The organism is Marinobacter lacisalsi (assembly GCF_042651045.1).
Classification (GTDB): Bacteria; Pseudomonadota; Gammaproteobacteria; order Pseudomonadales; family Oleiphilaceae; genus Marinobacter; species Marinobacter lacisalsi.
The window spans coordinates 1-25,715 of record NZ_JBHSDI010000062.1 but is presented as its reverse complement, the minus strand read 5'-3'; the positions used below and the strand labels follow the sequence as shown (position 1 = coordinate 25,715).

The 25,715-nt window shown below is 62.8% G+C and carries 26 protein-coding genes; 15 read left to right on the top strand and 11 right to left on the bottom strand.

Annotation, left to right across the window (positions count from 1 at the left end; genetic code table 11):
* Window positions 1-1,005, bottom strand: coding sequence for an ABC transporter substrate-binding protein (locus tag ACFOZ5_RS17990; RefSeq protein WP_379889922.1), 1,005 nt, complete (start codon window positions 1,003-1,005; stop codon window positions 1-3).
* 434 nt (window positions 1,006-1,439) lie between these two features.
* Here ACFOZ5_RS17990 and ACFOZ5_RS17985 point away from each other — a divergent pair, with 434 nt between their 5' ends.
* Genes ACFOZ5_RS17985 through brnA form a run of 4 tightly spaced genes read left to right on the top strand, consistent with a single transcriptional unit; the run spans window position 1,440 to window position 3,691 of the window.
* Window positions 1,440-2,402, top strand: a complete 963-nt coding sequence (locus ACFOZ5_RS17985; protein WP_379889920.1) for an isopenicillin N synthase family dioxygenase — start codon at window positions 1,440-1,442, stop codon at window positions 2,400-2,402.
* On the top strand, window positions 2,395-3,144 hold the full coding sequence (locus ACFOZ5_RS17980; protein ID WP_379889918.1) for an alpha/beta fold hydrolase: 750 nt from the start codon (window positions 2,395-2,397) through the stop codon (window positions 3,142-3,144). The genes ACFOZ5_RS17985 and ACFOZ5_RS17980 overlap by 8 nt, the downstream gene beginning before the upstream one ends.
* A gap of 51 nt (window positions 3,145-3,195) precedes the next feature.
* Complete coding sequence (locus ACFOZ5_RS17975; RefSeq protein WP_379889916.1) at window positions 3,196-3,459, top strand: BrnT family toxin; 264 nt, start codon at window positions 3,196-3,198, stop codon at window positions 3,457-3,459.
* Window positions 3,449-3,691, top strand: a complete 243-nt coding sequence (gene brnA, locus ACFOZ5_RS17970; RefSeq protein ID WP_379889914.1) for a type II toxin-antitoxin system BrnA family antitoxin — start codon at window positions 3,449-3,451, stop codon at window positions 3,689-3,691. The genes ACFOZ5_RS17975 and brnA overlap by 11 nt, the downstream gene beginning before the upstream one ends.
* An 89-nt stretch (window positions 3,692-3,780) precedes the next feature.
* On the opposite strand, the gene ACFOZ5_RS17965 is transcribed toward brnA, so the two are convergent.
* Together ACFOZ5_RS17965 and ACFOZ5_RS17960 are read right to left on the bottom strand one after the other, a co-directional pair.
* The gene (locus ACFOZ5_RS17965) at window positions 3,781-4,767 is read right to left on the bottom strand and encodes an ABC transporter substrate-binding protein (RefSeq protein ID WP_379889912.1); all 987 of its coding nucleotides are present in this window, start codon (window positions 4,765-4,767) and stop codon (window positions 3,781-3,783) included.
* 23 nt (window positions 4,768-4,790) lie between these two features.
* On the bottom strand, window positions 4,791-5,738 hold the full coding sequence (locus ACFOZ5_RS17960) for an isopenicillin N synthase family dioxygenase (RefSeq protein WP_379889910.1): 948 nt from the start codon (window positions 5,736-5,738) through the stop codon (window positions 4,791-4,793).
* A gap of 239 nt (window positions 5,739-5,977) precedes the next feature.
* Between ACFOZ5_RS17960 and ACFOZ5_RS17955 the strand changes: the two genes are divergently transcribed.
* From ACFOZ5_RS17955 to ACFOZ5_RS17940, 4 genes are all read left to right on the top strand, one after another.
* Complete coding sequence (locus tag ACFOZ5_RS17955; RefSeq protein WP_379889907.1) at window positions 5,978-7,342, top strand: 8-oxoguanine deaminase; 1,365 nt, start codon at window positions 5,978-5,980, stop codon at window positions 7,340-7,342.
* Window positions 7,343-7,460: 118 nt separating this feature from the next.
* Entirely contained in the window at window positions 7,461-7,835 is a 375-nt protein-coding gene (locus ACFOZ5_RS17950) for a PH domain-containing protein (RefSeq protein ID WP_379889905.1), read from the top strand.
* Window positions 7,836-7,837: 2 nt separating this feature from the next.
* A complete protein-coding gene (locus tag ACFOZ5_RS17945; protein WP_379889903.1) occupies window positions 7,838-8,152 on the top strand; it encodes a hypothetical protein in 315 nt (104 codons plus the stop codon).
* 407 nt (window positions 8,153-8,559) lie between these two features.
* Window positions 8,560-9,291, top strand: coding sequence for a hypothetical protein (locus tag ACFOZ5_RS17940; protein ID WP_379889901.1), 732 nt, complete (start codon window positions 8,560-8,562; stop codon window positions 9,289-9,291).
* A 29-nt stretch (window positions 9,292-9,320) separates the two neighbouring features.
* Here ACFOZ5_RS17940 and ACFOZ5_RS17935 read toward each other — a convergent pair whose 3' ends face one another.
* From ACFOZ5_RS17935 to ACFOZ5_RS17900, 8 genes are all read right to left on the bottom strand, one after another.
* Window positions 9,321-9,824, bottom strand: coding sequence for an ureidoglycolate lyase (locus tag ACFOZ5_RS17935; protein WP_379889900.1), 504 nt, complete (start codon window positions 9,822-9,824; stop codon window positions 9,321-9,323).
* Window positions 9,821-10,843: an allantoicase gene (gene alc, locus ACFOZ5_RS17930; protein WP_379889898.1), complete on the bottom strand. Its 1,023-nt coding sequence runs from the start codon at window positions 10,841-10,843 to the stop codon at window positions 9,821-9,823. The genes ACFOZ5_RS17935 and alc overlap by 4 nt, the downstream gene beginning before the upstream one ends.
* On the bottom strand, window positions 10,840-11,802 hold the full coding sequence (gene puuE / locus ACFOZ5_RS17925; protein ID WP_379889896.1) for an allantoinase PuuE: 963 nt from the start codon (window positions 11,800-11,802) through the stop codon (window positions 10,840-10,842). Before puuE ends, alc begins: the two co-directional genes overlap by 4 nt.
* Entirely contained in the window at window positions 11,799-12,488 is a 690-nt protein-coding gene (locus ACFOZ5_RS17920; RefSeq protein ID WP_379889894.1) for a TetR/AcrR family transcriptional regulator, read from the bottom strand. The genes puuE and ACFOZ5_RS17920 overlap by 4 nt, the downstream gene beginning before the upstream one ends.
* 69 nt (window positions 12,489-12,557) lie before the next feature.
* The gene (locus tag ACFOZ5_RS17915; protein ID WP_379889892.1) at window positions 12,558-13,334 is read right to left on the bottom strand and encodes an outer membrane protein OmpK; all 777 of its coding nucleotides are present in this window, start codon (window positions 13,332-13,334) and stop codon (window positions 12,558-12,560) included.
* Between the two features lie 74 nt (window positions 13,335-13,408).
* Window positions 13,409-14,329, bottom strand: a complete 921-nt coding sequence (locus ACFOZ5_RS17910) for an ABC transporter permease (RefSeq protein WP_379889890.1) — start codon at window positions 14,327-14,329, stop codon at window positions 13,409-13,411.
* A 1-nt stretch (window position 14,330) separates the two neighbouring features.
* Window positions 14,331-15,437: an ABC transporter permease gene (locus tag ACFOZ5_RS17905; RefSeq protein WP_379889888.1), complete on the bottom strand. Its 1,107-nt coding sequence runs from the start codon at window positions 15,435-15,437 to the stop codon at window positions 14,331-14,333.
* On the bottom strand, window positions 15,424-16,959 hold the full coding sequence (locus ACFOZ5_RS17900) for an ABC transporter ATP-binding protein (RefSeq protein ID WP_379889886.1): 1,536 nt from the start codon (window positions 16,957-16,959) through the stop codon (window positions 15,424-15,426). The genes ACFOZ5_RS17905 and ACFOZ5_RS17900 overlap by 14 nt, the downstream gene beginning before the upstream one ends.
* A gap of 235 nt (window positions 16,960-17,194) precedes the next feature.
* On the opposite strand from ACFOZ5_RS17900, the gene xdhA reads away from it, so the two are divergent.
* From xdhA to ACFOZ5_RS17865, 7 genes are read left to right on the top strand one after another with little or no spacing between them, the layout of a single operon-like run.
* On the top strand, window positions 17,195-18,658 hold the full coding sequence (xdhA, locus tag ACFOZ5_RS17895) for a xanthine dehydrogenase small subunit (RefSeq protein WP_379889884.1): 1,464 nt from the start codon (window positions 17,195-17,197) through the stop codon (window positions 18,656-18,658).
* Entirely contained in the window at window positions 18,651-21,005 is a 2,355-nt protein-coding gene (gene xdhB / locus ACFOZ5_RS17890; protein ID WP_379889882.1) for a xanthine dehydrogenase molybdopterin binding subunit, read from the top strand. Before xdhA ends, xdhB begins: the two co-directional genes overlap by 8 nt.
* Complete coding sequence (xdhC, locus tag ACFOZ5_RS17885; protein ID WP_379889880.1) at window positions 21,005-21,886, top strand: xanthine dehydrogenase accessory protein XdhC; 882 nt, start codon at window positions 21,005-21,007, stop codon at window positions 21,884-21,886. The genes xdhB and xdhC overlap by 1 nt, the downstream gene beginning before the upstream one ends.
* A complete protein-coding gene (uraD, locus tag ACFOZ5_RS17880) occupies window positions 21,876-22,376 on the top strand; it encodes a 2-oxo-4-hydroxy-4-carboxy-5-ureidoimidazoline decarboxylase (protein ID WP_379889878.1) in 501 nt (166 codons plus the stop codon). Before xdhC ends, uraD begins: the two co-directional genes overlap by 11 nt.
* Complete coding sequence (gene uraH, locus ACFOZ5_RS17875; protein WP_379889877.1) at window positions 22,373-22,717, top strand: hydroxyisourate hydrolase; 345 nt, start codon at window positions 22,373-22,375, stop codon at window positions 22,715-22,717. Before uraD ends, uraH begins: the two co-directional genes overlap by 4 nt.
* Complete coding sequence (guaD, locus tag ACFOZ5_RS17870) at window positions 22,717-24,105, top strand: guanine deaminase (RefSeq protein WP_379889875.1); 1,389 nt, start codon at window positions 22,717-22,719, stop codon at window positions 24,103-24,105. The genes uraH and guaD overlap by 1 nt, the downstream gene beginning before the upstream one ends.
* Before the next feature lie 3 nt (window positions 24,106-24,108).
* Entirely contained in the window at window positions 24,109-25,302 is a 1,194-nt protein-coding gene (locus ACFOZ5_RS17865; protein ID WP_379889873.1) for a urate hydroxylase PuuD, read from the top strand.
* Window positions 25,303-25,715: the final 413 nt, after the last annotated feature.

The window sequence follows — 25,715 nt, the reverse complement described above, 5'->3', positions numbered from 1 at the left end:
TTACAGGGCCTCAAGCAGGGTACGATCAACGATCACTTCCGGGTCCAGGGCGTCGGCATCCAGCTTTTCCGCCTGGGAGACCCAGTTCCAGGTCAGTGCCACCCGCTCTTCGGTCAGCGCGCCCAGACCATCCCGTTCGCTCACATCATTGACCACCAGTTTCATGGTGTCTCCGATCTGCGCGGTGGCAACGTCCACATCCACTTCCGGCACCATGGTCTTGAGGGCTTCCGCTGCCTGGCGGGGGTTGTCGTGGGTGAACTTCAGGGACTTGTCGAAGGCGCGCATGAAGCGCTTGGCCACATCCGGACGCTCATTCAGGAATTTTTCGCTGGCAACAATGGACGAGGAATACAGTTCCAGACCAGCGTCCGACCAGGGCAATACCACCAGCTCGTTTCCGGTAGCCTCGGCCTGATCCTCAAACAGGGCGATGTTGGTCACCCAGGCGATAATGGCGTCGGTGCCGCCGCTCATCAGCATGGGCCCCAGCGCCCCCGGATCTGCCTTGGTAAGGCTGACGGCGCCTTCCATCATGCCGTTCTCTTTCAGCACCAACGGCAGGAAAGCATTGGACGAGGTGAACGGCGAGGTGGCGACTTTCTTGCCATCCATGTCAGTCATCTCTGTGATGCCGCTCTTCTCCAGCGTGAAGAAGGCATGGGGAGCCTGGTTGAAGATGCTGTAAACCACCTTCACCGGCAGACTGTCGTCCTGGGCCTTGGCCGCCATCAGGGCGCCGATGTCAGCGCTGCCGATGTCAGACTGGCCGGTGGCGATCTTGGTAATGGCATCAGTGGAGCCACGGCCGCTGGCGATGTTCACTTCCAGTCCTTCCTCCTCGAAGAAGCCTTCCTGAACGCCTACATAGACCGGGGATTTGTCCCCGCCCGGCAGCCAGTCCAACTGGAAGGTCACCTGGTCGGCAGCCAGGGCGGCCTGGCTGATCAGCCCGCCAGCCAGTGAGGCGACCAGCAGTAATGAGTGTGTGAAACCCTTTCGCATGTGCTTTCCCCTTTCATGGTTTATCGCTCGCCGAATTTATTGATCATTCGGTCAGGTTTTATCTAAAGAAAGCAAAGGGCAGGCCAGCTTGATGGTGTTGCTGCAACAATCCCGCCACCGATTGTCAAAAGCGCTGAAAATCGCGCGTTTTTCGTTGGCGCCGGGAAGGTGACGGAGACAGATACCGACCAGCCGCGAAGCCCAGCTCCACGATTCATCCCTCAAGAGGCCTGGCGATGCGCCCGAATCCAGTGCATAAAAACACGACACGCCCCGATATGAGGCTGTACGACCGCAGCTAGCTCAGCGTTAAAGACGGTCACCAGGCACCGTTGCCAAGAATGAATGACCAGGGGCAACCACGGCGGCTCTGGCACGCTTCATGAATTGCTGACCATTCGGACAATATAGAACGACCAACCTGGAGCCATGCCATGAGCACGCACCCACCGGGCACCGCCCTGCCCGTCATCGACCTTTCCCTGTTGGCGGGAACCGATCAGGAGCGGGACCACCTGGCCAGCGCCCTTAACGACGCCTGCCTGCACACGGGGTTCTTCTATGTCAGCAACCACGGTATTGCCGACGAGCTGATTGCGGCGGTGTTTCGCGAGTCCCGTGCCCTGTTCGACCTGCCTACGGAGCAAAAGGAGGCGATTCACAAGGCCCGTTCCCGTGCCAACCGCGGTTATGAGCCCCTCAGGGGACAGACCCTGGAGCCGGGCAGCCCGCCGGACCTCAAGGAAGGCTTCTATATTGGCGAGGAGCTGGACGAGTCAGACCCGCGGGTTCAGGCAGGGCGCTTCAATCAGGGCCCCAACCAGTGGCCAGAAGGTCTGCCTGCGTTCCAGGAGACCATGACGAAATACTTTGAAACCATGAACGACCTGAGTGCCCGAATCATGGAAGCACTGGCGTTGGCGATTGGCCTGCCCCGCAACTACTTCGACGCCTTCTGTCACAATCCCATGTCCACCCTGCGGCTGCTGCATTATCCGCCGCAACCCCCAAGCCCCGCTCCCGGGGAAAAAGGCTGCGGTGCCCATACCGATTTCGGCGGTGTCACCATCCTGCTGCTGGACGACCATCCCGGCCTTCAGGTCTGGGATGCCGCCAACAACCGCTGGATCAACGCCTCGCCGATTCCCGGGACCTTCGTGGTCAACCTCGGGGACATGATTGCCCGCTGGACCAATGACCGCTACCGCTCCACCCTGCACCGGGTAGTCAATACATCGGGCGCGGAACGCTACTCGGTGCCCTTCTTCTACAGCGGCAACCCGGACCACGAGGTGACCTGCCTGCCGGCGTGCCTCGCGGAAGGTGACCAAACTCATTACCCGCCGACTACCGTGGAAGCTCATTTGATGGAGATGTACCGGAGGACCTATGCCTGAACCCAGGATGACGGCGGTGCTGATCCATGGGGCCTGGGCCGGCGGCTGGGTGTGGGACACCATCACGCCGCTGCTTGAGGCACGTGGATTCATGGTGCTCGCACCGGACCTGCCGGGCTGTGGCGAGCGGCTGGGTAAGCCGCAGGAAGCATCACTGCACCAATGCGTGAAGGATCTCGAACAGCGTCTGGAAAACGTGGATGGGCCGCTGTTGCTGGTGGGCCATTCCGGCGGCGGCGCCGTGGCCACGCAACTGGCTGAGGCGATCCATGAGCGGGTCGTTGGCGTCGCCTACCTGGCGGGTATGATGCTCCCCTCTGGCACCGGCTTTGGCGAGGTCGTCGCCGAAATGGTGGATGAACACCCGGCAGCGGCCGGCATCGGCCCGTATCTGCATTGGGACGCCGGGCGGCAGGTCTCCCGGGTTCCCGCTCACGCCATTCGCGATATTTTCCTGCAGGATGTCAGTGAATCGGAGGCAGAACAGGCAATCCCCCGCTTCGGTCCGCAGGCGGAAGGCAGCCGTGTGCTGGTGCCCCAATGGACCCCAGAGCGATTCGGGCAACTGCCAAGGCTTTACGTGGAGGCCCGCCAGGACCGCTCGGTAATCCTGCCCGTGCAGCGTCGAATGCAGGCCCTGGTGCCCGGGGCACAGGTGGTGTCTCTGGATACCGGTCATGTACCGCAGGTGGCGGCTCCAGGGGCCGTGGCCGAAGCCCTCGCAGCGTTTGTCGACCATTGACGGTGACCACCAACTATTGCAGCATGAGTAAAAAGGGAATAATTTATACTCATGGAAGCGTTCGAGTTCGACGAGAACAAAAGCAAGGCCAACAAGGATAAGCACGGCATCGATTTTCTGGCCGCCCAGAGGCTTTGGAACGATCCATACCTGATCGAAATCCGGGCAAAATCTGATGATGAAGAAAGATTCCTGCTGGTCGGAAAAATTGATGACAAGCATTGGTCGGCTGTCATCACATATCGCGGGGAGCGTATTCGACTGATATCAGTCAGGCGGTCTCGCAAAGCGGAGGTTGAGCTCTATGAAAGCTGAAGACTTCGATAAGAAATTTGAGGAAGGCGAGGAGGATATCGTTGAAGATCTCGACTTATCCACGGCTCGCCGGGTGAATCAGGAGCCCAAGCGAATCAACGTCGATTTTCCGGCTTGGGTTGTAGAGTCGCTTGATCGGGAGGCTGCCCGCATCGGCGTTACCCGCCAATCCATCATCAAGGTGTGGTTGGTGGAACGTTTACAGGAAGAATCCTCCAAGGGCAGGTTCTGACAAGGCGCCACCGATGGATGCCGTCGGAATAAGCGTAACGAGAAAAGGGGCGCAACGTACGCCCCTTTTCTCATTGATTGACTCACCACTCAGTCAGCGTAAACCGCTTCCACAAAACTCAGGTCAAAGGCCTTTTCCCAGGCCAGGTCCTCCGGCAGCGTCTCCGCCGCCACCATATCCTCGAAAAAGGCCTGCCAGCGCTCGCGAGTCATCATGCCGTACTGGCCTTCCTCAGCTGCGCCGGACAGCAGGATGCCTTCCTCCTGCATCTTGGCGTGGCTGTACGCCAGCAATTCATCCTGCATTTCCGGGTTGTCTTCCTTGATCAGGGCGTTGGCAGGCTCAGGGTTCTCGAAGTAGGCTTTCCAGCCCTCGGCCGTGGCGGCCACCATCTTCTGGACCACCTCCGGATTTTCTTCCACCATCTCGCGGGTGGTATCCAGGGTGGCGGAGTAGGCTTCCCAGCCGTAGTTCGCCAGCAGCAGGCTCTTGCCTTCAACCCCGGCCTGTTCCAGGAAGAAGCCGTCGTTGGTGACATAGCCCTGCTGGATGGTCTGATCATTCTGGATAAACGGCGCAAAGCTGTAGTCGTAGGCCTGCAACTGGTCGTCGGTGTAACCGTACTCGGTCTTCAGCCAGGGCCAGTAGGCCACCCGGCCGGCGGTGGGTACGCGCATGGGTTTGCCCTTGAGGTCCTCGAGCGAGTCATGCCCGACCCCGGTATGCACCACCAGTGACTGGGGGTCTTTCTGGAAAAAGGCCGCCACCGTAACCAGCGGAATATCCTGGCTCACCGCATTGAAGGATTGCAGGGCGTAGCCCATGATGAAGTCCACCGAGCCGCCCATCAGCAGCTGGACGTTATTCACCTGCGGGCCACCCATTTTGATGGTCACATCCAGGCCGTGCTCCTCGTAGATACCCATGGCCTTGGCGGCATAGATGCCGCCGTGCTCCGCCTGGGCGTACCAGGTGGTCGCCACGGTGACCGGGATCAGTTCCTCCGCCTTGGCAAAACCGGAAAGCGCGCCGAAGGACAGGGTGATTCCGGCTGCCAGTGTCTTCAATCTTGTCATGATTACTTCCTCGTTTGGGAAAATCAGGTTCCGTAGGTATTGGTGAGCTTTTCGTGAAGATGCTGCCCGGCGGTGATCGGACCATAGAGAGGCGGGTTCTCCGCCGTGGCACAGGTGTCGATACAGGTAATCACCGCATCCTTGTTGGGATGGCAGAAAAAGGCGATGGAATAGCGGTCGCGATGACGATGTTCCGGCGCCACGTTCACCCGATGGGGCGTGGAGCAGAACACGTGGTTGGTCCAGCGGTGCATCAGGTCACCGGTGTTCACCACCACGGTGCCGGGTATCGGGGTGGCCCGGATCCACTCGCCGGCGCGGGTGCGCACCTCCAGACCACCCACATCGTCCTGGAACAGCAGGGTGATGCTGCCATAGTCGGTGTGGGCGCCGGCACGGCTTTCGCCATCATGAGGTTCGAAGCCTTCGGGCAGCGGCGGGTAATGGAGTAACCGCAGGGTGTGATGGTGCAGGTTGTGGGCGTCCACAAAGAAGTCTGCGGACTGCCCCAGGGCCAGGGCAAATGCCTGCAGCACCCGGTCCGCGGTGTGGATGCACTCATCCAGGAACCGGGTCATGGTCTTCTCGAACTTTGGGTGTCCCTCGGGCCAGAGGTTCCTGTGGGCGTCCGGCTGCGGCTGTTCCGGCGCCAGGTTAAAGGCTTCCTTGAGGTCACCCGGCCGGGCCGGATCCAGTCGCTCCCGCTTGATCCCCACGTAACCACGGTTGCTTTCCGCGCTCTGCCAGGCAACCTGGTTCTTCTCTTCCGTCGGCAGGGCAAAGAACGCCTTCGACGCCGCAAAGGCCTCTGCCAGCTGGTCCGCCGGCATTCCGCAATTTGCCAGGTAGAAGAAGCCCCAGTCCCGGCTGGCCTGGCGCATCTGTTCAGCGACCGCCTGCTGCTCTGCCTCATCTCCTTCCAGGAAAGGCCCGAAATCAATAACGGGAATTCTCCCGACCTTATCCGCCATACTGCCTCCGCTTTCCCTTAAGTTTATTAGCCAACTGGTCAGGTTATTTGCAACGGCTATGCCACCTCGTAAAACACGTCGATGCGCCTGTTTATAGGTACTTCCTCGGCTACGCGTGCTTCAAACAGGTGCGAAGTGCCACTTTTATGACCAATAAGTCAGCCTTTCGGCCGATGCAGCGAGGCATTACTCTTGCATAGGGAAAGCACTCCAGTCTCCGCCACAGGAACATTCCAGCAATGACGCAAACACTGCTACTGAAGAACGCCAGAGTTATCGCCACCATGGACGATGATCAGCGCGAGATTAATGACGGCTATATTCTGATCAGAGGCAACCGCATAGACGCGCTCGGCCCCATGGCGGAATGCCCGGACACCGCAGACCGCACGATTGACCTGAGCGGTCACGTGGTCATCCCCGGGCTGATCAACACCCACCACCACATGTTCCAGTCCCTGACCCGGGCACTGCCCGCGGCCCAGAACGGCGAACTCTTTGACTGGCTCAGTGCCCTGTTCCCGGTGTGGCGCAACATCACCCCGGCCATGCAACGGGCCGCCAGCCGCACCGCCATGGCGGAGCTGATGCTGTCCGGCTGCACCACAGCGGCGGACCACGCTTACCTGCACGTCAACGGCATCACCCTGGACGACAGTGTTCAGGCGGCCACGGAAATGGGCATGCGCTTTCACGGCGCCCGGGGCGCTATGAGCCTGGGCCAGAGCCAGGGCGGGCTGCCGCCGGATGCGTTAGTGGAAGCGGATGAGGGTGCCATCCTGGAGGACATGCAGCGGGTGGTGGAGGCCCACCACGACCACAGCCCCGACGCCATGGTGCGGGTGGCGCTGGCGCCCTGCTCACCGTTTACCGTGACCACTGACCTGATGCGGGAAGCCGCCACCATGGCCCGGTCCCTCAAGGTTGGCCTGCACACCCATACCGCTGAGAACTGGAAGGACGTGGCGTTCAGCCAGGAGCGCTACGGCATGACACCGACGGAGTTCACCGAAGATGTGGGCTGGGTGGGCAGCGATGTCTGGCATGCCCACTGTGTACACCTGGACGAACCCGGTATCGCCCTCTTCGCCCGCACTGGCACCGGCGTTGCCCATTGCCCCTGCTCCAACATGCGGCTGGCCTCCGGCATCGCCCCTGTCAGGAAAATGCTGGACGCGGGCGTCAAGGTGGGCCTGGGGGTAGATGGCAGCGCCTCCAACGACAGCGGCAACCTGCTGGACGAAGCCCGGCTGGCGATGCTGTCGGCGCGGGTACGGGAGCAGAACGCCGGCGACATGACCGCCCGCGAAGCCCTGCGCATGGCCACACGGGGCGGCGCTGAAGTGCTGGGCCGGGACGATGCCCTGGGCCGGATTCAGGTGGGTTACTGTGCCGACATCGTGGCTTTCCGCACGGATGATATTGCCATGGCCGGCGGCCAGAGCGACCCGATCGCATCACTGGTGTTCTGTACCCCGCCCCGGGTCAGCTGGAGCATCATCAATGGTCGAGTGGTTATCGAGGATGGCCAGCTGCTGCCCCGGTCACTGCCCCACATCATTGAGGAGCAGAACCGGATGGCGGCCAGGCTGCTGGAGAGATAACAGGACGCTGGACCGCTCGGCCCGGTTACAGACAGGGAAGCCGTGGACCAGAGTCGAAATTTGCGCCCACAGGTGGTCTAATGCCTGTGCATTTTGCCGCTATCTCAAGGAGTCCCGTGTGGAGCCACAATATTCAGAGCATCCGTCCATGTTCCGCAACAATCCCCTGGGGTTCATCCTGGCCATCCTACTGATTCCGGTCGCCGTCGGGATCCTGATCCTGCTGTGGTGGTACCTTCAGTGCATGTCCACCAAACTGGAGTTCGTGGGCAATGATCTCGTCCTCGAGAAAGGGCTGCTCAGCAAGGCACGGATGGAGCTGGACGTGCGGCGGATACGGTCGGTGAACGTGTACCAGTCGTTTTTCAACCGCATCTTCGGTGTCGGCAAGATTTCCATCTATACCGCCGGCGACAATCCTGAGATTGAAGTGGCCGGGCTGCCCAACCCCCACGAACTCAGAACGCTGATCAAGGCACAGCAGCAGGCGTAATAATGACGACTGATAACGACTCCAAGGACAAGAAGGAAGCCAGAACCCTCGCCATTGTGCTGCTCATCCTGCTCGCAGCACTGGCGGGCGCCGCGTTGCTGGCCATGCCCATGCTGGCCGATTTCAACCAGGCCTACCTGGCGTCCGGCGTCGACCTGAAAGATGCCGCCATTATTGCCTTTGCCACCACCATGGTGGTGCTTGTCATCTTCGCCATAGCCGCCGGGGACGGATTGCTGGGCGAGTTGCAGTTCATGCTGCTGGGCTTCTTCCTGTTCTTCATTGTGCTATGGCTGCTGATCGCCTGGATCTTCTGAAACTCGGCCCTTCCCTGCCCTCAGCCGGTGCCCCCTCCTACTTTGCCACCTTCTATGGCCCGCACCGACCGACCATCAAAACCGGGCATGGCACATTCCTGCTATAACCTGCCCAATCGCTCAGCTTTCTGAGCAATCCATGTGCCACGATGGGGAGCCCGCCACGCCCTGCCTGTCGCCCTTTTCTACGTGCCAATACGGCGTGGCACGCACCGCCGACGACCACTCGTAACCGACCTGCACCACAACAAGTCAGCTTTACTGACCGCCTGTTCACTAATTTACAAGGATCTTAACAACAAACGAATTAACGCCTCTGGCTGGCACACATCCTGCAAAACCCGTCCAAAGTAGGTAACTCCGGTTACACCCGCGACTCCAGCCAGGCGAACAGAAGGACAGACCAAATGAATTCCGCAACGCTCGGACCACGACCGGCCAAGGACCCGACGGCCTTTTTCGACGACCTGGCCCAGACCGTCAAGGCACGCAGGGAAGCACTGCAGCAAACACCCAGCCTGTCGGAGGGGGAGTGTCCCCTGACCCGCCTGCAGCTGATCGAGTGGCTCCAGTTCCGGTACTGGTACCTTCAGGAGGAAAGCCGCTTTATCGACTCATGGCTCAGCGGCACCCCCGGCAACGAACGGCTGGCGGGCCTGGGCGCCCTGTTGGCCGACCAGGACAGGCAGAGCCAGCAACTGCTGACCCACCTGGAAACGCTGGGCATGACCACCGCGACCTGGTCGCCGGAATCGGAGTGGGGCCACTGGGTCAGTGAGTTCCATGCCAGCACCGATGACATCCCCGAGCGGATCATCGCCTATGCCCTGGCCCTGGACCCGGCCCCCATGGAGGCCATCGAAAGGCTGTTGCCAGACGCCACCGGCCTGCCCGCCGACTCGCCCATCTCAACATCGGCCCGGACCCGGTGGCCCATGGTACTGGGGCTGAGCGCCGCCAGGGAGTACGCCACCACCCTGGAACGACAGGCCCATACCCGCGCACGGGTGATGCATGCCTTTGAACTGGAACAGAAAGCGAGGCTGGCCTTCAGCCGGCGCATTCGCTCGCTGCGAGCACAGGCTGCGGCCAACGATGCGGTTGAGGAAAATCCGGTGATCGGCCTCGGCAACAGCTGACAGGGCGAGCCCCGCTTCCGACGTTCTCTTTACCGGGAGGGGAAAACCGGGGCAATTGGCCTCGCCAGTTCGATCTCATCACAGTTGTTACCCGGCCCCTGGCGGTCCACCACCAGGTAGTCCGAATCCGCAAACAGCGGCAGCAGCGGCGCATGCCAGGTACCGGCCCGGTAGCTCACACCCTGCGCGCCCCTGACCAGGAAAACCCGCACGGCCGCTTCGTCAAACTCGCCCGGGGGCGCCACCACTGCCAGGAAGGCGCCATCGTTGATGGGCACAAACGCCTGGCTACCCAGCGAATGGCGCTCCATCAGGGTGATTTCCAGGGGATCCAGGGGCTGCCCCCGGAAAATGGACAGGATCCCCCGGGGGTCATCCCCCAGCAGTTCCATGGTCGCCAGGGCGTGGAAGCGTTCGGTGCGCCCCTGGTTGATGGGAAACGAGTCTGCGCCGTTGGTATCGATCACCTCCCCGAACGGCGCGAAGGCCTCCCGGGTCAGCGGCTCGGCCACGATTTCCCGGGGGCCAGTCACAGAACCGGCTTCCCGAACAGCCGCACCCGGCTGACGCCGCCATCGGGAATGATGTTGAGGCGAATGTGGGTGATTGGCCCGAGGTCCGCCAGCTCCATAAATTCATGGATGGCGTCGGCAGTCAGCGGCTGCTCCGGCATCAGTGTCTGCCAGAACATGCTCTGGGTGATCAGCGACTGTTCGGTTTCAGCGCCGGCTTCCACACAGGCCGCCTGGATCGAGCAGGTAGCCGGAAAGTTGCCCTTGAAGTGAGCGGTGTCCACCTCGACACGCTCGGCAATACCCTTGTGGCCCAGGGCGAGGATGCACCAGTCGTTACCGGGCTCGCGCCGTCGGCGGGTCTCCCAGCCATCCCCCATGTTGATGCCACGACCCGGCCGCAGCAGCTTGCGGGGTTCGCCGTAGTGAGCATCGCTCCAGGCTACCTGGTCACCGCCATTCTCCAGGGCAAGCAGGTTGATCGCGGTGCTGGTATCCAGGTTGTTCCAGTCCCGGTGGGGCTTGCCATAGACACGCAACCGGGCGAGGCCGCCGTCCGGGTAGAGATGCACCCGCAGGTGCGTCCAGGGCCGCCCGGAAGCAATCTCCCGAAAGCAGTGGTCATTGCCCCGCAGGGGCGTAGCGGGAATCAGCGATTTCCACTCGGTGCTCTCGTCGGGGTCGCCCTCCGGGCAGTAACAGGCATCCAGGGCGGCGGCCGGGGGGAAGTTGCCGCTGAAGAAGCTGGTATCGAAATCCACCCCCGTCAGTTCCCCGGGCATGGCCAGGCGAATGATGCTCCAATCGTGGCCGGTGGTGCGACGGCGGCGGGTTTCCCAGCCATCCATCCACTTGCCGTGGTCATCATACTTGTCGGGATAGAACACCGGTGGTTCGGGGTTCAGCATTCGCTCCCTGGCACCAAAGAACTCATCGGTCACGTACAGGACCTCAGCTCCCAGGGATCCGTCGGCAAGATTCAGGCCGGTGCGGGTAAACTCGGGCCCGTCCACGTCCGGGGCTACCATGACATCGTTCATTCGCTGCGACTCCGATCAGGTTCGTAAGGATGGTGCTGCTTCCAGTGGCGGGCAATGTCGATACGCCGGCACACCCAGACCTGCTCATGCTGCTGGATGTAGTCCAGAAAACGCTGCAGCGCGCGAAAACGACCAGGGCGACCGATAATACGGCAATGCAGGCCCACGGACATCATCTTCGGCACCTCGTCACCTTCCTCGTAGAGCACGTCAAAACTGTCCTTCAGGTACTGGAAGAACTGCTCACCGGAGTTGAAACCCTGGGGTGAAGTGAAGCGCATGTCGTTGGCTTCCAGTGTATAGGGCACCACCAGGTGGGGCTCCTCGGCGCCGTCCCGGGTGGTCACGGTGGTCCAGAAAGGCAGGTCGTCGCCGTAATAGTCGCTGTCGTATTCAAAACCACCCTGCTCCACCACCAGGCGACGAGTGTTGGGGCTGTCGCGGCCGGTGTACCAGCCCAGGGGCGGTTCGCCGGTCAGGCGGGTGTGCTGTTCAATGGCCAGCTCCATGTAGCGGCGCTCTTCCGACTCGCTCATGTCCTGGTAGTGGATCCAGCGCATGCCATGGCAGGCGATCTCATGACCATCGTCGATGAACGCTTTCACTGCCTCCGGGTTACGGGCCATGGCCATGGTCACACCAAATACGGTCAGCGGCAGGCTGCGCTTGCGGAATTCCTTCAGGATGCGCCAGACCCCAGCGCGGGAGCCGTATTCATAGAGCGATTCCATGCTCATGTGCCGGCCGCGATAGGCCTCGGCACCGACGATATCGGACAGGAAGGTCTCGGAGGTCTCGTCGCCATGGAGCACGCAGTTCTCGCCGCCTTCCTCGTAGTTCAGCACAAACTGCACGGCGACCCGGGCATTACCGGGCCAGCAGGCGTGGGGCGGGTGTTCACCATAGCCCCGCATGTCCCTCGGGTACGAGGCCCCGGGGTATAAGACATCGTCATTCATGTCGGTTTCTCAAGGCCGCACCCCCGCAGGATCACCCCGGTGAGAAAGTCGGCGGCATGGTCGAAGTCCCGTTGCTCATACTCCGCCTTGTTTTCCACCATCAGGATCTGCACCTGGAAGTCGGCATAGTGTTGTGTGGACGACCAGATCAGGAAGATCAGCTGCACCGGATCCACGGGTGCCATGCGGCCGTCGTCGATCCAGTGCTGGATCACCTCGGCTCGTCCCCGCACCCATTCCCGCATGTTGGTACGCAGGTGGTCCATGAGGAACGGCGCGCCCTGGATAATCTCCATGGCAAATAATCGTGAGGCCAGCGGATAGCGGCGTGACATCTCGACCTTGGCGCGGATAAAGCTGGCCAGCGCCTGCGCCGGATCGTCCTCCGGTTTGATATCCGTGAACACCTTGTTCCAGCGCCCCAGGATGTCATCGAACATGGCAGCGTACATGCGCTGCTTGTTGCTGAAGTAGTACAGCACGTTGGACTTCGGCAGGCCCGCCCGCTCGGCAATATTCTGGATGGTGGCGCCCTTGTATCCGTTCAGGGCGAACTCTTCCTCCGCAGCCTGCAGGATCTTTTCCCTGTTACGCTCCCGTATCCGGCCCGGTCGGTATTTTCGGCCGTTGCCGTTGTTGCCATCCCCGGCTGATACGACAGCGTCTGCAACTGAGTTACTGGTCATTGGCTTCTCACTTGTTGTCCATGTGTTCAGGAATCCGGCAGGGATATTCTGCCGGACTCCCGTGACGGATCAAAAGTGGAATTTCACCAGGGCACTGACGGAGCTCTGGGTATCGATCAGGGTATCGTCCAGACCGAACTTGTTGTTCCAGTACTGGTACTCCATACCGGCGTACAGAACGCCCGGCTCACCCCAGAAGTTGCTCACGTCGAGCTTGATCTGCGGGGTGAACTGGAACTCCGACTCGTGGTCGCTGGCGGAGGTGGACCAGTCGATGTACCCGTCCACCAGGAACAGCGCCGGACCGACGTTGACAGGCACGGCCCAGGTGACGGTGGTCTGCCAGTCATCCGCGACCTCGCTGTTGTTCACATAGTAGAACGCGGTGTTGAAGTAGTTGAAGCCAGGCACGTCCCACACCAGTCCGAAACCGGTCATGTAGTTGTTAACCTCGGTACCGCCACCGAATTCGTACTGCCCTGCCAGCACCACATCCTTGACCGGGCCGAAGGACAGATCCTGACCGGTCAGCCAGTTACCACTGAGGGTGGGCGCGAATTCACCATAGACCTCATCGGTGCCTTCCAGGTCGCCCTGGGGCTGATCGCGATCAATGAAGAAGAAGGTTCCGCCCCAGTTATGGGCTGTCGCATTCTCAAAGGTGAAGTAAGTGGCCTCGTATTCCATGCCACCGTCACCGCCGGCGTCAAATTCCACGCCCTGGTACTGGTTGCTGTGGAGGATGGAGATGCTGGAACCACCGAAGAACTTCTCGGCGTGAGCCGCAGGTGCAAAGGAAGCTGCCGTCACGCAGCTGGCGATCAGTGTCTTACGAAATGCATTCATGGTGATACCTCTCTGGTTACAGTCTTTCAGGTGATTGTCTTTTTGAGTCATTGTTGGGCGTCGGATCGTTCTTGTTATCGTCCCGGCCGATAGGGCTGGCCAAGGGAAAGTGGGGTGTTCAGACGGGTGCGGGCCGGGTTCCAGGACAGCAGCACCAGCATCAGGATGGTGACCATATAGGGCAGCATCGCCAGCAGCTCGGTGGAGATGTTCCAGCCCAGCCCCTGCAGTACCAGGTGCAGAATGCTGGCGGCGCCGAACAGGTAGGCCCCCAGCACCACCCGCTCCGGGCGCCAGGTGGCGAACACCACCAGGGCCAGGGCAATCCAGCCGCGGCCGGCGGTCATGTTTTCGGTCCACATGGGGGTGTAGGCCAGGGACAGGTAGGCGCCGGCCAGCCCGGCCATACCACCGCCGAAGGTCACTGCCAGGTAGCGCACTACCAGCACCTTGAGGCCATTGGCGTTGGCGGCTTCCGGGTCTTCCCCCACCGCCCGCAGCAGCAGGCCGCCACGGGTATGGCGCAGGAACACCCAGACACCGGCGAAAGCCAGCAGCGACACATAGACCAGCGGATCCTGGTCGAACAGCACCCGGCCAATCACCGGGATGTCGCTGAGTACCGGAATGGCCACCCGGGTGAAACCATCAATGGACTCACCCACAAAACCGGCACCCACAAAGGCGCTCAGCCCGATACCGAAGATGGTTAGCGCCAGGCCGGCGGCGTACTGGTTGGCGGCCAGGGTCACCGCCATGAAGGCGAACAGCAGCGACATGGCAACCCCGGCGAGGATCGCGGCGGCCACGCCCACCACCAGGCTGCCGCTGGTCAGGGTGGCCACGAAACCGGCCACCGCGCCCATCAGCATCATGCCTTCCTGGCCCAGGTTCAGAACCCCGGAGCGCTCGCAGATCAGTTCGCCCAAGGCCACCAGCAGCAACGGGGTGCCAGCCACCACGGTGGCCGCCAGTACATTAACCAGCAGTTCCATGTCAGGCCTCCTGGGTGGCGGCAATGGCCGCTTTCGGGGTGGACTGCCGCGCCGGCCGCTTCAGGCGGATGCGGTAGTGGATAAAGGCATCGCAGGTCAGCAGGTAGAACAGCAGCAGCCCCTGGAACAGCCCGGTGATGGCTTTGGGCATGTTCATGGCGATCTGCAGCATTTCACCGCCGATAAAGGTCAGCGCCAGCAGGGCACTGGCGGCGATAATGCCCAGGGCATGCATGCGCCCGAGAAACACCACGATGATGGCGGTGTAGCCATAACCCGGGGACACCTGGGGCACCAGCTGGCCAATGGGGCCGGTGACTTCCGAGGCCCCGGCCAGGCCGGCGGTGGCGCCCCCCACCAGGAAGGCGAACCAGGTCAGGCGGCGGGCGCTGAAGCCCGCAAACGCGGCGGCCCGATGGTCCTGCCCCACCACGTTGAGCTGGAAACCGATAAAGCTGCGGGCGAACAGCACCCACACGCTGACGGCAGCGAGCAGCCCGAACGCCAGCCCCAGGTGCAGGCGCGTTCCGGCAATCAGGTTCGGCAGCAGGGCCGCCTCGCCAAACATCACCGACTGGGGAAAGCCGAAGCCATAGGGATCCTTGAGCGGCCCATGCACCGCATACAGCAGCAGGTTCAGGGCGATGTAGTTGAGCATGATGGTGGTGAGAATTTCGTTGCAGTTCAGGTGGGTCTTGAGTCCGGCGGCGATGGCCGCCCACAGGGCGCCGGCCACAATGCCTGCCAGCAGCACCACCGGCAGAACCCAGAAGCCAGAGCTATCCACCAGCTGAACCGCGACCACGCTGGCGCCCAGGGCCCCCATCAGGAAGTGGCCTTCGGCGCCGATGTTCCACAGTTTGGCGCGATAGCAAACGGTCAGGCCCGCCGCGCACAGCAACAGCGGCGCCATTTTCAGACCCAGCTCGGCGAGGCCGATCAGGTCACTGACCGGGGTGATAAAGAAGAAGGTGAGCCCTTCCACCGGGTCCTTGCCCATGGCCAGGAACAGCACGAACCCGGTAATGATGGTCAGTACCAGCGCCAGCACCGGGGAGGTCCAGCGCATCAGGGTCGAGTCGACGGGGCGACGTTCAAGCTGCAGCATGGGACGCCTCCCCGGTCTCAAAACCGCCAGCCATCCATTCACCCAGCTGTTCGATGCTCAGGTCGGCGGTGCGCGCCATCGGCGACAGCCGGCCATGGCACAGCGCCCCGATGCGACTGCACAGCTGGAACAGTTCATCCAGATCTTCAGAAATGAGAAGGATCGAAGCACCCTCGTCCCTCAGTTTCACCAGTGCCTCATGGATGGCCACTGCCGAGCCCACATCCACCCCCCAGGTGGGATGAGACGCCACCAGCAGCTTCGGGTTCTGCAACGCCTCGCGGCCAATAATGTATTTCTGCAGGTTGCCCCCGGACAGACTGGCAGCGGTGCTGTCCTCGCCGGTACAGCGCACACCGAAGCGACGGATCACCTCGCGGGAGAATTCGCGAACCTGGCCGAAGCGGACCAGCCCCCGGTCCACCAGCCCCTGGCCCGAGGCCGTCAGCAGGGCATTCTCCGCCAGCGACATTGCCGGCACCGCACCGCGGCCCAGTCGCTCCTCGGGCACAATGGCGACACCGAGCCTGCGGCGTTGTCCCGGCGACAGGGCACCAATAGCCATGCCGCCCAGCATCATATCGTCCGGGTCTGTGCGGACTTCGCCGGACAGGGCCTTGAGCAGTTCGTCCTGACCGTTACCCGCCACCCCGGCGATACCAACAATCTCGCCCTGGTGTAGCTCCAGGCTGATGTCACGGAGGCTGGTACCGAAGGAATCGCTGCTCTTCCAGCTCAGGTTGCGCACTTGCAGCAACACGTCACCGGCCTCTGCAGCGGGCACCCGGGTGGAAATGGGCGTATCGTCACCCACCATCAGGCGGGCAATATCCGCAGCCGACACCTCTGCCGGCCGGCAGTCACCACTGACCCGCCCCTGGCGCAACACCGTGGCGTTGTGGCACAGGCTGCGGACCTCTTCCAGCTTGTGGCTGATAAACAGGATGCTGCAGCCTTCCTTCGCCAGCTTGCGCAGCGTGGCGAACAGATCATTGACTTCCTGCGGGGTAAGCACCGACGTGGGCTCGTCGAGGATCAGCAGGGTGCTCTCCTGGATCAGGCAGCGAACGATCTCCACCCGCTGACGCTCGCCCACCGACAGGGTGCTGACATAACGCCTGGGGTCCAGGGCCATGCCGTAACGCTTGGACACCTCACCAATGCGACGGTCCAGTTCGCTGCGGTCCCGGACCTCACCCGCAGGCAGCCCCAGGGCAATGTTCTCCGCCACGGTCAGGGTTTCAAACAGCGAAAAATGCTGGAACACCATACCGATACCCATGGACCGTGCCTGGGCGGGGCTCTCCACTTTTACCGGGTGCCCGTTCCACAGCATGCGTCCCTCGTCCGGCTGCACCACACCGTAGATCACCTTCATCAGGGTGCTTTTACCGGCGCCGTTCTCGCCCAGCAGCGCATGGATCTCGCCGGATTCCACCGTCAGATCAATACCGTCGTTGGCCCGGCATCCCGGGTACTCCTTGACGATGTTTTCCAGTTTCAGGCGCAGCGCCGCAGTCATACACAGCCTCTTCTAGTTCCGCATTCCGGCCTGGCCAATTCATAAACTGACCAACCAATCAACATTTCCAGTCGGAGCAATATGCTTGCCAATAGTTAACCCGGGGCCGAAAAAGACGAAATGAACCAATTGGTCAGATTTTTGCAGAAACCGGCCTATAAGCAGCGGAAAGCCTGTCTATAGTAAAGACAGGAAGCCGTGAAACACCGCAAATAGCCTGCAAGCGGAGAGAGCCGTGATCGAATTCCTTCTGAACGGTCGAATCGAAAAAGTTGACCAGGTCGACCCAAATTTGAGCATCCTGGAGTGGTTACGCACCAAAATGCGACTCACCGGCACCAAGGAGGGCTGCGCCTCGGGTGACTGTGGCGCGTGCACGGTGATTACCGGAACCCCTGACCAGCAGGGCAAGATCTGGTACGAGGCCATTAACAGCTGCATCAGCCTGGTAGGCAGCCTGCACGGCAAGGAACTGGTTACGGTTGACGCCTTCCAGCAGGAACCGGGCCACCCGGTGCAGCGGGCCATGATGGAGAAGCACGGCGCCCAGTGCGGCTTCTGCACGCCGGGCATTGTCATGTCGCTGATTGCCCTGCACGCCAATAAAGAAGGCACAGACCCAAACGACGATCGTTTGCTGGAAGCCCTGTCCGGCAATCTGTGCCGCTGCACCGGCTACCGGCCGATCATCGACGCCGGCCGCCAGGCCCTGGTGCAGGAATGGACACCGGGAGCAGAACATCCGGCCGCCGGCCTGGATGGTGGCCAGGTTAACGGCGTATTGACTGCCATCCACCAGGACAGCATCACACTGGACGTGCCAGACGGCCCCCGCTACAACGCGCCGGTCAGCCTGGATGAACTGCGGGCCCTGCGTCGGGAATTCCCCGACTCGCGTCTGGTGGCCGGCAGTACCGACCTGGCCCTGGAAATCACCCAGCAACTGAAAACCCTGGACCACATGATCAGCGTGGAACGGGTTGAGGAACTGAGAGGCTGCGAGCAGCACGGGGATGAACTGGTGATCGGCGCCGCCGCCACCTACCAGCAGTTCCGTGGAACGCTGTCAGAGCTGTGGCCGGCGTTTGACCCGATGCTGGAGCGCCTGGGTTCCCTGCAGATCCGCAACCGGGGCACCCTCGGCGGCAACATTGCCAACGCCTCCCCCATCGGTGACATGCCCCCGCCCCTGATTGCCCTGGGCGCCACCCTGGTGCTGGACGGCCCGGAGGGCGAACGGCAGCTGCCGGTAGAGGACTTCTTCCACGGCTACAAGCAGACCGACCTGAAACCCGGTGAGTTCGTGCACTCGGTGCGGGTGCCCGTGCCCCGCGCCAACGAGCAGCTTTATATCTACAAGATCTCCAAACGGCTGGATGACGACATCTCCGCGGTGCTGGGCGCCTTCCGCCTGACCGTGGCGGACGGCGTGGTGGCCGACTGCCGGCTGGCTTTTGGTGGCATGGCCGCCACCCCGGCCCGGGCGCCCAAAGCCGAAGCCGCCCTGAAAGGCCAGCCCTGGAACGACGACAGCGTGACTGCTGCGATAACGGCGCTGGCCAATGATTTCACGCCCATGACCGACGTACGCGCCTCTGCCACCTACCGCCAGCAGGTGGCCGGCAACCTGCTGCGCCGGGCGCTGCTGGCGTCAGACGCCAACACCAGCGAGACACTGATGGTGACCGACTATGCGTAAACTGCCCCTGAACACCCCGACGCCGGCCCACAGCGCCCGCGGCCTGGCCGGCCACAGCGTCAAGCATGATAGCGCCTGGAAGCACGTCAGTGGCCAGGCCCGCTATATCGACGACCTGCCCATGCCGGAGGCCCTGCTCCACGCCGCTGTGGGCCACAGCGAACAGGCCCATGCCCGCATCCTGTCCATGGACCTTGAGGCCGTGCGGGCCTACCCCGGCGTGATGGCTGTGCTCACCGCGAAGGACGTGCCCGGCCATCTGGATATCGGACCGGTGTTCCCCGGTGACCTGGTGCTGGCGGACGACATTGTGGAACACATCGGCCAGCCCCTCTTCGCCGTGGCCGCCACCAGTCACGAGGCCGCCCGCAAGGCCGCTCGACTGGCGAAAGTGGACTACCAGCCGCTGGATGCCGTGGTCACCGTGGAACAGGCCCTTGAGCAACAGCTGTTTGTGCGCCCCAGCCATACCCAGCAACGGGGCGAGCCGGACCGGGCCCTGGCGGAAGCGCCCAATCGCCTGAAAGGCGAGCAGCACGTGGGCGGCCAGGAGCACTTCTACCTGGAGGGCCAGGCCTGCCTGGTGGAGCCCACCGAAGACGGCGGCATGTTCGTGCACACCTCCAGCCAGCACCCTTCTGAGGTGCAGAAACTGGTGGCGGAAGTGCTGGGCCTGCCCATCCACGAAGTGCAGGCAGAGGTCCGGCGCATGGGCGGTGGCTTCGGCGGCAAGGAAACCCAGGCGGCCGCCCTGGCCTGCGTGGCGGCCCTGCTGGCCAATGTCACCCACCGGCCGGTGAAGTACCGACTGTCGCGGCCGGACGACATGATGCAGACCGGCAAGCGCCACGACTTCTACAACACCTACGACATCGGCTTCGACGACGACGGCCTGATCCAGGGCGCGGACATCATGGTGGCCGGCCGCTGCGGCTATTCCCCGGACCTGTCCGACGCCATTGTCGACCGGGCCATGTTCCACGCCGACAACGCCTATTACCTGGACCAGGCCCGGGTGGTGGGCCACCGCTGCAAGACCCATACGGTGTCCAACACCGCCTTCCGGGGCTTTGGTGGCCCCCAGGGCATGATGATCATCGAACAGGCCATGGACGACATCGCCCGGCACCTGGGCCGCGACCCGCTGGATATCCGCAAGCTCAACCTCTACCGGCCCGGGCGTGACACCACCCACTACGGCCAGACCGTGGAGCAGCATGTACTGGCCCAGCTCATGGGCACCCTGGAGACAACTTCCGATTACCGCCAGCGTCGCGCAGAGATCACCGCCTACAACCAGTCCAGCCCGGTGCTCAAGCGGGGCCTGGCCCTGACCCCGGTGAAGTTCGGCATTTCCTTCACCGCCAAGCACCTGAACCAGGCCGGCGCGCTGGTGCACATCTACACCGACGGCAGCATCGTGGTGAACCACGGCGGCACCGAGATGGGCCAGGGCCTGTATATCAAGATTGCCCAGGTGGTGGCCTCCGCCTTCCAGGTGGATCTGGAACGGGTCAAAGTGACGGCCACCCGCACCGACAAGGTGGCCAATACCTCGCCGACGGCAGCCTCATCAGGTTCGGACCTGAACGGCATGGCGGCGCTGGATGCCTGCGAGAAAATCCTGGAAGGGCTGGTGGCCTTCGCTGCAGAACACTGGTCGACCCCGGCGGAACAGATCAGCTTCTCCGACAACCAGGTAATGCTTGGTGGCCTGGCCGTGCCCTGGGAAACCTTCATCCAGACCGCCTACATGAATCGGGTGTCCCTGTGGTCCTCCGGCTTCTACGCCACCCCGAAGATCCACTACGACCCGGAGACCGGCACTGGCCGGCCATTCCTCTACTACGCCAACGGCGCCGCCTGTTCCGAAGTGGTGGTGGACACCCTCACCGGGGAGTACCGGGTGGTGCGCACCGACATCCTCCACGATGTGGGCCGCTCCCTGAACCCGGAGATCGACATCGGCCAGATCGAGGGCGGCTTCGTGCAGGGCATGGGCTGGCTGACCACCGAGGAGCTGGTCTACAGCGACGAGGGCCGGCTTATGACCACCGGCCCCGCCACCTACAAGATCCCCGCCGTGTCCGACTGCCCGCCGGACCTGCGGGTGGACCTGCTGCCGGAGAGCCCGAACCGGGAAGCCACCGTCTTCCACTCCAAGGCCGTGGGCGAACCCCCGCTGATGCTGGCCATTGCCGTATGGAGCGCCCTGCGGGACGCGGTCGCCAGCGTCACCGACTATCGCTACAGACCGCCCCTGGACACCCCGGCGACACCGGAACGGGTGCTGGGGGCGGTGACCGCCAGCCAGCAGTGGCTGACCCAACAGAAGGAGACCGCGTGATGGAACGGCGACTGAACTGGTACCAGGCCGTGGCCCACTGCGAGGACCATGGCGAACCCTACGTGCTGGTCACCGTGCTGGGGGTAACCGGCTCGGTGCCCCGGGAGCCCGCCAGCAAGATGGTGGTCACCGGCGAGCACAGCTACGACACCATTGGCGGCGGCCACCTGGAATACCGTATCTGCCAGCAGGCCCGGGAGCGGCTGGCAAAACAGGACTACACCAGCGAGCTGGCCCACTTCCCCCTGGGCGCCAGCCTGGGCCAGTGCTGCGGCGGCAGCGTATCGGTACTGATCGAGGCCCACCCAGGCTGCGAGCAGGAATTGGTGATCTTCGGGGCCGGCCACGTGGCCCGGGCCCTGGTCACCATCCTCGGGGACCTGCCCTGGCGGGTTACCTGGGTGGACGAACGGGCGGACCAGTTCCCCGCCGAGGTGCCCGCCAATGTGCGCGTCCACCACACCGATGACCCGGTGGGGGACGCCCCGGCCCTGTGCAACGACAAGCAAGTGCTGATCCTCACCCACAACCACCAGCTGGATTTCGACCTGTGCCGCACCCTGCTGAGGGCGGGAGACTGCGCGGGCATCGGCCTGATCGGCTCCGACACCAAGGCGGAGCGATTCCGCCAGCGGCTCGAACATCGAGGCTTCAGCCCGGAGCAGATCGACACCATCCGCTGCCCGGTGGGTCGCTCCGACATACCCGGCAAACGCCCCATGGAAGTGGCGGTGTCCATCAGCGCCGAACTGCTCAGCCTGACCGCCACCACGGACCAGCCCGCCACCCGCCGCGGCCTGCCCTGGAAGGAACTGAAAGGCCTGATCCAGAACCCCGACACCGGCCAGTCAACCAAAGAGAGCAATTCGAATGAGTCTTGAAGAACTGAACACCCTGCCCCGGGACCAGGCCGAGGCTCGCTTCCGGGACTGTTGCGCCGCCGACCCCTGGGTGAAAGGCATGGTGGACAACCGCCCCTACGTCAGTAGCGAGGCGATGATGGAACAATGCCATCGCCTGTGGCCCACACTCACCGAAAGCCACTGGCTGCAGGCCTTCGAAGCCCACCCGCAGATCGGTGATGTGGACAGCCTGCGCAGGAAATACGCCAGCACCAAAGCCCTGGCCAGCGGCGAGCAGGCCGGTGCCCGGGGCGCCGATGAAAACGTGCTGCGACGCCTGAAGCAGGGCAACGACGCCTACCTGGAGAAGTTTGGCTTTATCTTCATTGTGTGCGCCACCGGCAAGTCTGCCGACGAGATGCTCGCCCTGCTGGAGGCAAGGCTGCCCAACGGCCGCGGGATGGAACTGAAGATCGCCGCCCGGGAACAGGCAAAGATCACCGAGCTACGACTGGAGAAACTGGCATGACCGCAAAGAGCCCCATCACCACCCACATCCTGGACCTGGGCGCCGGTCGCCCCGCCGCCGGCGTGGCGGTGACCCTCAACAAGGTGCTGGGTGGCAAGGAGACCCTCATCGCCGAAGGCGTCACCGACGAGGACGGCCGCATCATGAACTGGTTCGACGAAGCCCTGGACGTGGGCCACCACCGGCTGACCTTCGCCACCGGTACCTGGTATCAGGATCAGGGACTGGAGACCTTCTTCCCCGAGGTGAGCCTGGACTTTTACGTGGCCGACACCGACGCCCATTATCACGTTCCGCTGCTGCTGAACCAATGGGGCTACTCAACCTACCGGGGGAGCTGATGACCAGGACAACCCACACCGCGTTCCCGGCTGGCTGCGAGGCCCACCGGGGCGCCCTGCTCCACTTCCTCGACGACCCCGACAACGAGCCGGATCCCAGGGACGGCAGCCTGGACTATTTCGGTGACGGCCTTTTGGTAGTGCTGAACGGCCAGGTGCTCGCGACCGGTCCGGCGGAAGACCTGCTGCCACAATTGCCCGCAGGCACCCCGGTCACCGACTGGCAGGGCGGCCTGATCCTGCCCGGTTTTATCGACACCCACGTGCACATGCCGCAACTGGGGGTGATGGCCAGCTACGGCGCCCAACTGCTGGACTGGCTGCAGACCTACACCTTCCCCCACGAGGCCCGCTTCAGCGATGGCGACTGGGCCCGGGCCGAGGCGCAACGGTTCACCGACCTGCTGCTGGCCCACGGCACCACTTCCGGCCTGGTGTTCTGCACCTCCCACCCCGCCTCGGTGGACGCCCTGTTCGAAGCCGCCGAAAGCCGGGGTATGGGCCTCACCGCCGGCAAGGTGATGATGGACCGCAACGCCCCGGACAACCTCACCGACACCACCCAGGGCAGCTACGACGATAGCCTGGCGCTGCTGCAGAAATGGCACGGCCACGGCCGCCAGCGCTATGCCATTACCCCGCGTTTTGCGGCGACCTCCACTCCGGAGCAGCTCACCCTCGCCGGACGGCTCGCCGCGGATCATCCGGATGTCATGGTCCAGACCCACTGGGCGGAGAACACCGGCGAAATCCAGTGGATCAGCGAGCTCTTCCCGGAGCGCCACAGCTACCTGGACGTGTACGACCACTACGGCCTGCTGGGGAATCGCACGGTGCTGGCCCATGGCATCCATATTGATGGCCGGGACCGCCAGCGGCTGGCCGAAACCGACGCCCGCATCGCCTTCTGCCCCACCTCCAACACCTTTCTGGGCAGCGGCCTGTTCGACTTCCGAACCGCCCGGGAGGCCGGCATCACCGTCGGCCTGGCATCCGACGTCGGCGGCGGCACCAGCCTGTCGATGCTGGCCACCATGGCCGAGGCCTACAAGGTCTGCCGCCTGCGGGGCCAGACCCTGACGCCCTGGCAGGCCTTCTACCTGGCCACCCTGGGCAATGCCCGGGTGCTGCACCAGGCGGAGCAGACCGGCAGCTTCCGGCCCGGTCGCCACGCCGATTTCGTGGTGCTCGACCAGAACGCCTCACCCGCCCTGAACATGAAACAGGCCCACAGCCACACCCTGGCAGACACCCTGTTCAACCTTATGATCCTGGGGGACGACCGGGCCATCGCCGCCACCGCCGTGGCCGGCGAAGTCCGCTATTGCAGGCCCGACGGCGCGACTGTAACCGCCCCGACGCCCGTATCCCCCACCCAAGGAGCCTGATTGATGGAAGCATACCTCAGCGAATGGCTTGGCCTGATGGTCCGCTGGTTTCATGTGATTGCCGGCGTCGCCTGGATCGGCGCGTCGTTCTACTTCGTCTGGCTGGACAACCACCTGCGGGAACCACCGGAGTGGAAAAAACAGGAAGGCATCAAGGGCGACCTGTGGGCCATCCACGGCGGCGGCATCTACGAGGTGGCCAAGTACCAGCTGGGGCCGAAGGAGATGCCCCGGGAACTGCACTGGTTCAAGTGGGAGGCCTACAGCACCTGGCTCAGCGGCACCGCACTGCTGTTTATCGTCTACTACCTGGGCTCACCGGGCTACCTGATTGACCCGTCCAAGGCCGACATCAGCCTGGGCACCGGCGTTGCCATTGGCCTGGGCACCATCGCCGCCGTACTGGCCCTGTACGAGGCACTGATCCGCAGCCCCCTGGCCCATAACGGCAAGGCCTTCGGCCTGGTACTGTTCGCCATCCTGCTGCTGGTGGACTGGGGCCTGTTCCAGGTGTTCTCCGGCCGGGGCGCCTATATCCACGTGGGCGCCGTGATCGGCACCATCATGGTGGCCAACGTCTTCCTGGGCATCGTGCCGTCCCAATGGGCGCTGGTGAACGCCATCAACGAGGGCAAGGAACCGGACGAACGGGTCGCCCGCCTGGCTGCCCTGGCCAAACTACGCTCCACCCACAACAACTACCTGACCCTGCCGGTCATCTTCATCATGATCAGCAACCACTACCCGATGCTGTACGGCCACCCCCACGGCTGGGCGATACTGGCGGCTATAGGCTTTATCACCGCTTTCGCACGGCACTACTTCAACCTGAAGCACCGGGACATCCACCGGCCCTCGATCCTGGTGGCCTCAGCGGCCATGACTGTGCTGCTGATTTGGGTAATCGCGCCGACGCCAACTACATCCGCCAGCACCGGCACCGCCGCTGTCAGCGACGAGGCCGTGATGCGGATCGTGACAACCCACTGTGTGGCCTGTCATGCCGAATCGCCATCCAATCCGGGCTTTCAGTCCGCGCCGGCGGGTATCCGGCTCGACAGCCTGTCACTACTGGCTGACCATAACGGCAAGGTCAGACAAGCGGCTGTGGATACGCATTATATGCCGTTGGGGAATAGTACTGGGATGAGTGAGGGGGAGCGGGAGGAGTTGGGGGTTTGGTTGAGTGAGCAGTGAGTGTGGGGGTGCCGGGCGGGTTAGAGGTTGTTCTGCCCGCCTGGTGGCTACTCTGCTTTGGCGTAATTTCGATTGATGCCACAGTCACTTGTTAGGCGCACACCCTCCGCCTCAAAGTCATTTATAGCGAACGCCCAACCGTGGACAAGATATCAACAATGTCGAAGAGCCGCCCTGCGTACTTTTCTCTTAGCTGGAAGTCTGAGCCCTCCTTTCCGCTTAAATCGCTCCCGATGGCCCTCACCAGTTTTCGCAACCGTTTTTGATGGACTCCGAGCTTTGCTTGTAGTGGGTCGGTCAGAATTCCGATGGTAATCCCCCCGAAAAACAGCGGTGATCAAAAGTAGAATTTTCCGTAAGCTACACGCAGGGAGATTCTGCATGAAGAGGTCACGTTTTTCCGACAGCCAGAT

What these genes read in the sequence shown, in the direction of transcription:
- ACFOZ5_RS17940 (WP_379889901.1), top strand. Translation starts at nt 8,560, where the DNA reads ATGAATTCCGCAACGCTCGGACCACGACCGGCCAAGGACCCGACGGCC.
- brnA (WP_379889914.1), top strand. Translation starts at nt 3,449, where the DNA reads ATGAAAGCTGAAGACTTCGATAAGAAATTTGAGGAAGGCGAGGAGGAT.
- ACFOZ5_RS17865 (WP_379889873.1), top strand. Translation starts at nt 24,109, where the DNA reads ATGGAAGCATACCTCAGCGAATGGCTTGGCCTGATGGTCCGCTGGTTT.
- alc (WP_379889898.1), bottom strand. Translation starts at nt 10,843, where the DNA reads ATGAACGATGTCATGGTAGCCCCGGACGTGGACGGGCCCGAGTTTACC.
- ACFOZ5_RS17960 (WP_379889910.1), bottom strand. Translation starts at nt 5,738, where the DNA reads ATGGCGGATAAGGTCGGGAGAATTCCCGTTATTGATTTCGGGCCTTTC.
- guaD (WP_379889875.1), top strand. Translation starts at nt 22,717, where the DNA reads ATGACCAGGACAACCCACACCGCGTTCCCGGCTGGCTGCGAGGCCCAC.
- ACFOZ5_RS17920 (WP_379889894.1), bottom strand. Translation starts at nt 12,488, where the DNA reads ATGACCAGTAACTCAGTTGCAGACGCTGTCGTATCAGCCGGGGATGGC.
- ACFOZ5_RS17915 (WP_379889892.1), bottom strand. Translation starts at nt 13,334, where the DNA reads ATGAATGCATTTCGTAAGACACTGATCGCCAGCTGCGTGACGGCAGCT.
- ACFOZ5_RS17965 (WP_379889912.1), bottom strand. Translation starts at nt 4,767, where the DNA reads ATGACAAGATTGAAGACACTGGCAGCCGGAATCACCCTGTCCTTCGGC.
- ACFOZ5_RS17985 (WP_379889920.1), top strand. Translation starts at nt 1,440, where the DNA reads ATGAGCACGCACCCACCGGGCACCGCCCTGCCCGTCATCGACCTTTCC.
- uraD (WP_379889878.1), top strand. Translation starts at nt 21,876, where the DNA reads ATGAGTCTTGAAGAACTGAACACCCTGCCCCGGGACCAGGCCGAGGCT.
- ACFOZ5_RS17910 (WP_379889890.1), bottom strand. Translation starts at nt 14,329, where the DNA reads ATGGAACTGCTGGTTAATGTACTGGCGGCCACCGTGGTGGCTGGCACC.
- ACFOZ5_RS17990 (WP_379889922.1), bottom strand. Translation starts at nt 1,005, where the DNA reads ATGCGAAAGGGTTTCACACACTCATTACTGCTGGTCGCCTCACTGGCT.
- ACFOZ5_RS17975 (WP_379889916.1), top strand. Translation starts at nt 3,196, where the DNA reads ATGGAAGCGTTCGAGTTCGACGAGAACAAAAGCAAGGCCAACAAGGAT.
- ACFOZ5_RS17980 (WP_379889918.1), top strand. Translation starts at nt 2,395, where the DNA reads ATGCCTGAACCCAGGATGACGGCGGTGCTGATCCATGGGGCCTGGGCC.
- uraH (WP_379889877.1), top strand. Translation starts at nt 22,373, where the DNA reads ATGACCGCAAAGAGCCCCATCACCACCCACATCCTGGACCTGGGCGCC.
- xdhB (WP_379889882.1), top strand. Translation starts at nt 18,651, where the DNA reads ATGCGTAAACTGCCCCTGAACACCCCGACGCCGGCCCACAGCGCCCGC.
- ACFOZ5_RS17905 (WP_379889888.1), bottom strand. Translation starts at nt 15,437, where the DNA reads ATGCTGCAGCTTGAACGTCGCCCCGTCGACTCGACCCTGATGCGCTGG.
- ACFOZ5_RS17955 (WP_379889907.1), top strand. Translation starts at nt 5,978, where the DNA reads ATGACGCAAACACTGCTACTGAAGAACGCCAGAGTTATCGCCACCATG.
- ACFOZ5_RS17945 (WP_379889903.1), top strand. Translation starts at nt 7,838, where the DNA reads ATGACGACTGATAACGACTCCAAGGACAAGAAGGAAGCCAGAACCCTC.
- puuE (WP_379889896.1), bottom strand. Translation starts at nt 11,802, where the DNA reads ATGAATGACGATGTCTTATACCCCGGGGCCTCGTACCCGAGGGACATG.
- xdhC (WP_379889880.1), top strand. Translation starts at nt 21,005, where the DNA reads ATGGAACGGCGACTGAACTGGTACCAGGCCGTGGCCCACTGCGAGGAC.
- ACFOZ5_RS17900 (WP_379889886.1), bottom strand. Translation starts at nt 16,959, where the DNA reads ATGACTGCGGCGCTGCGCCTGAAACTGGAAAACATCGTCAAGGAGTAC.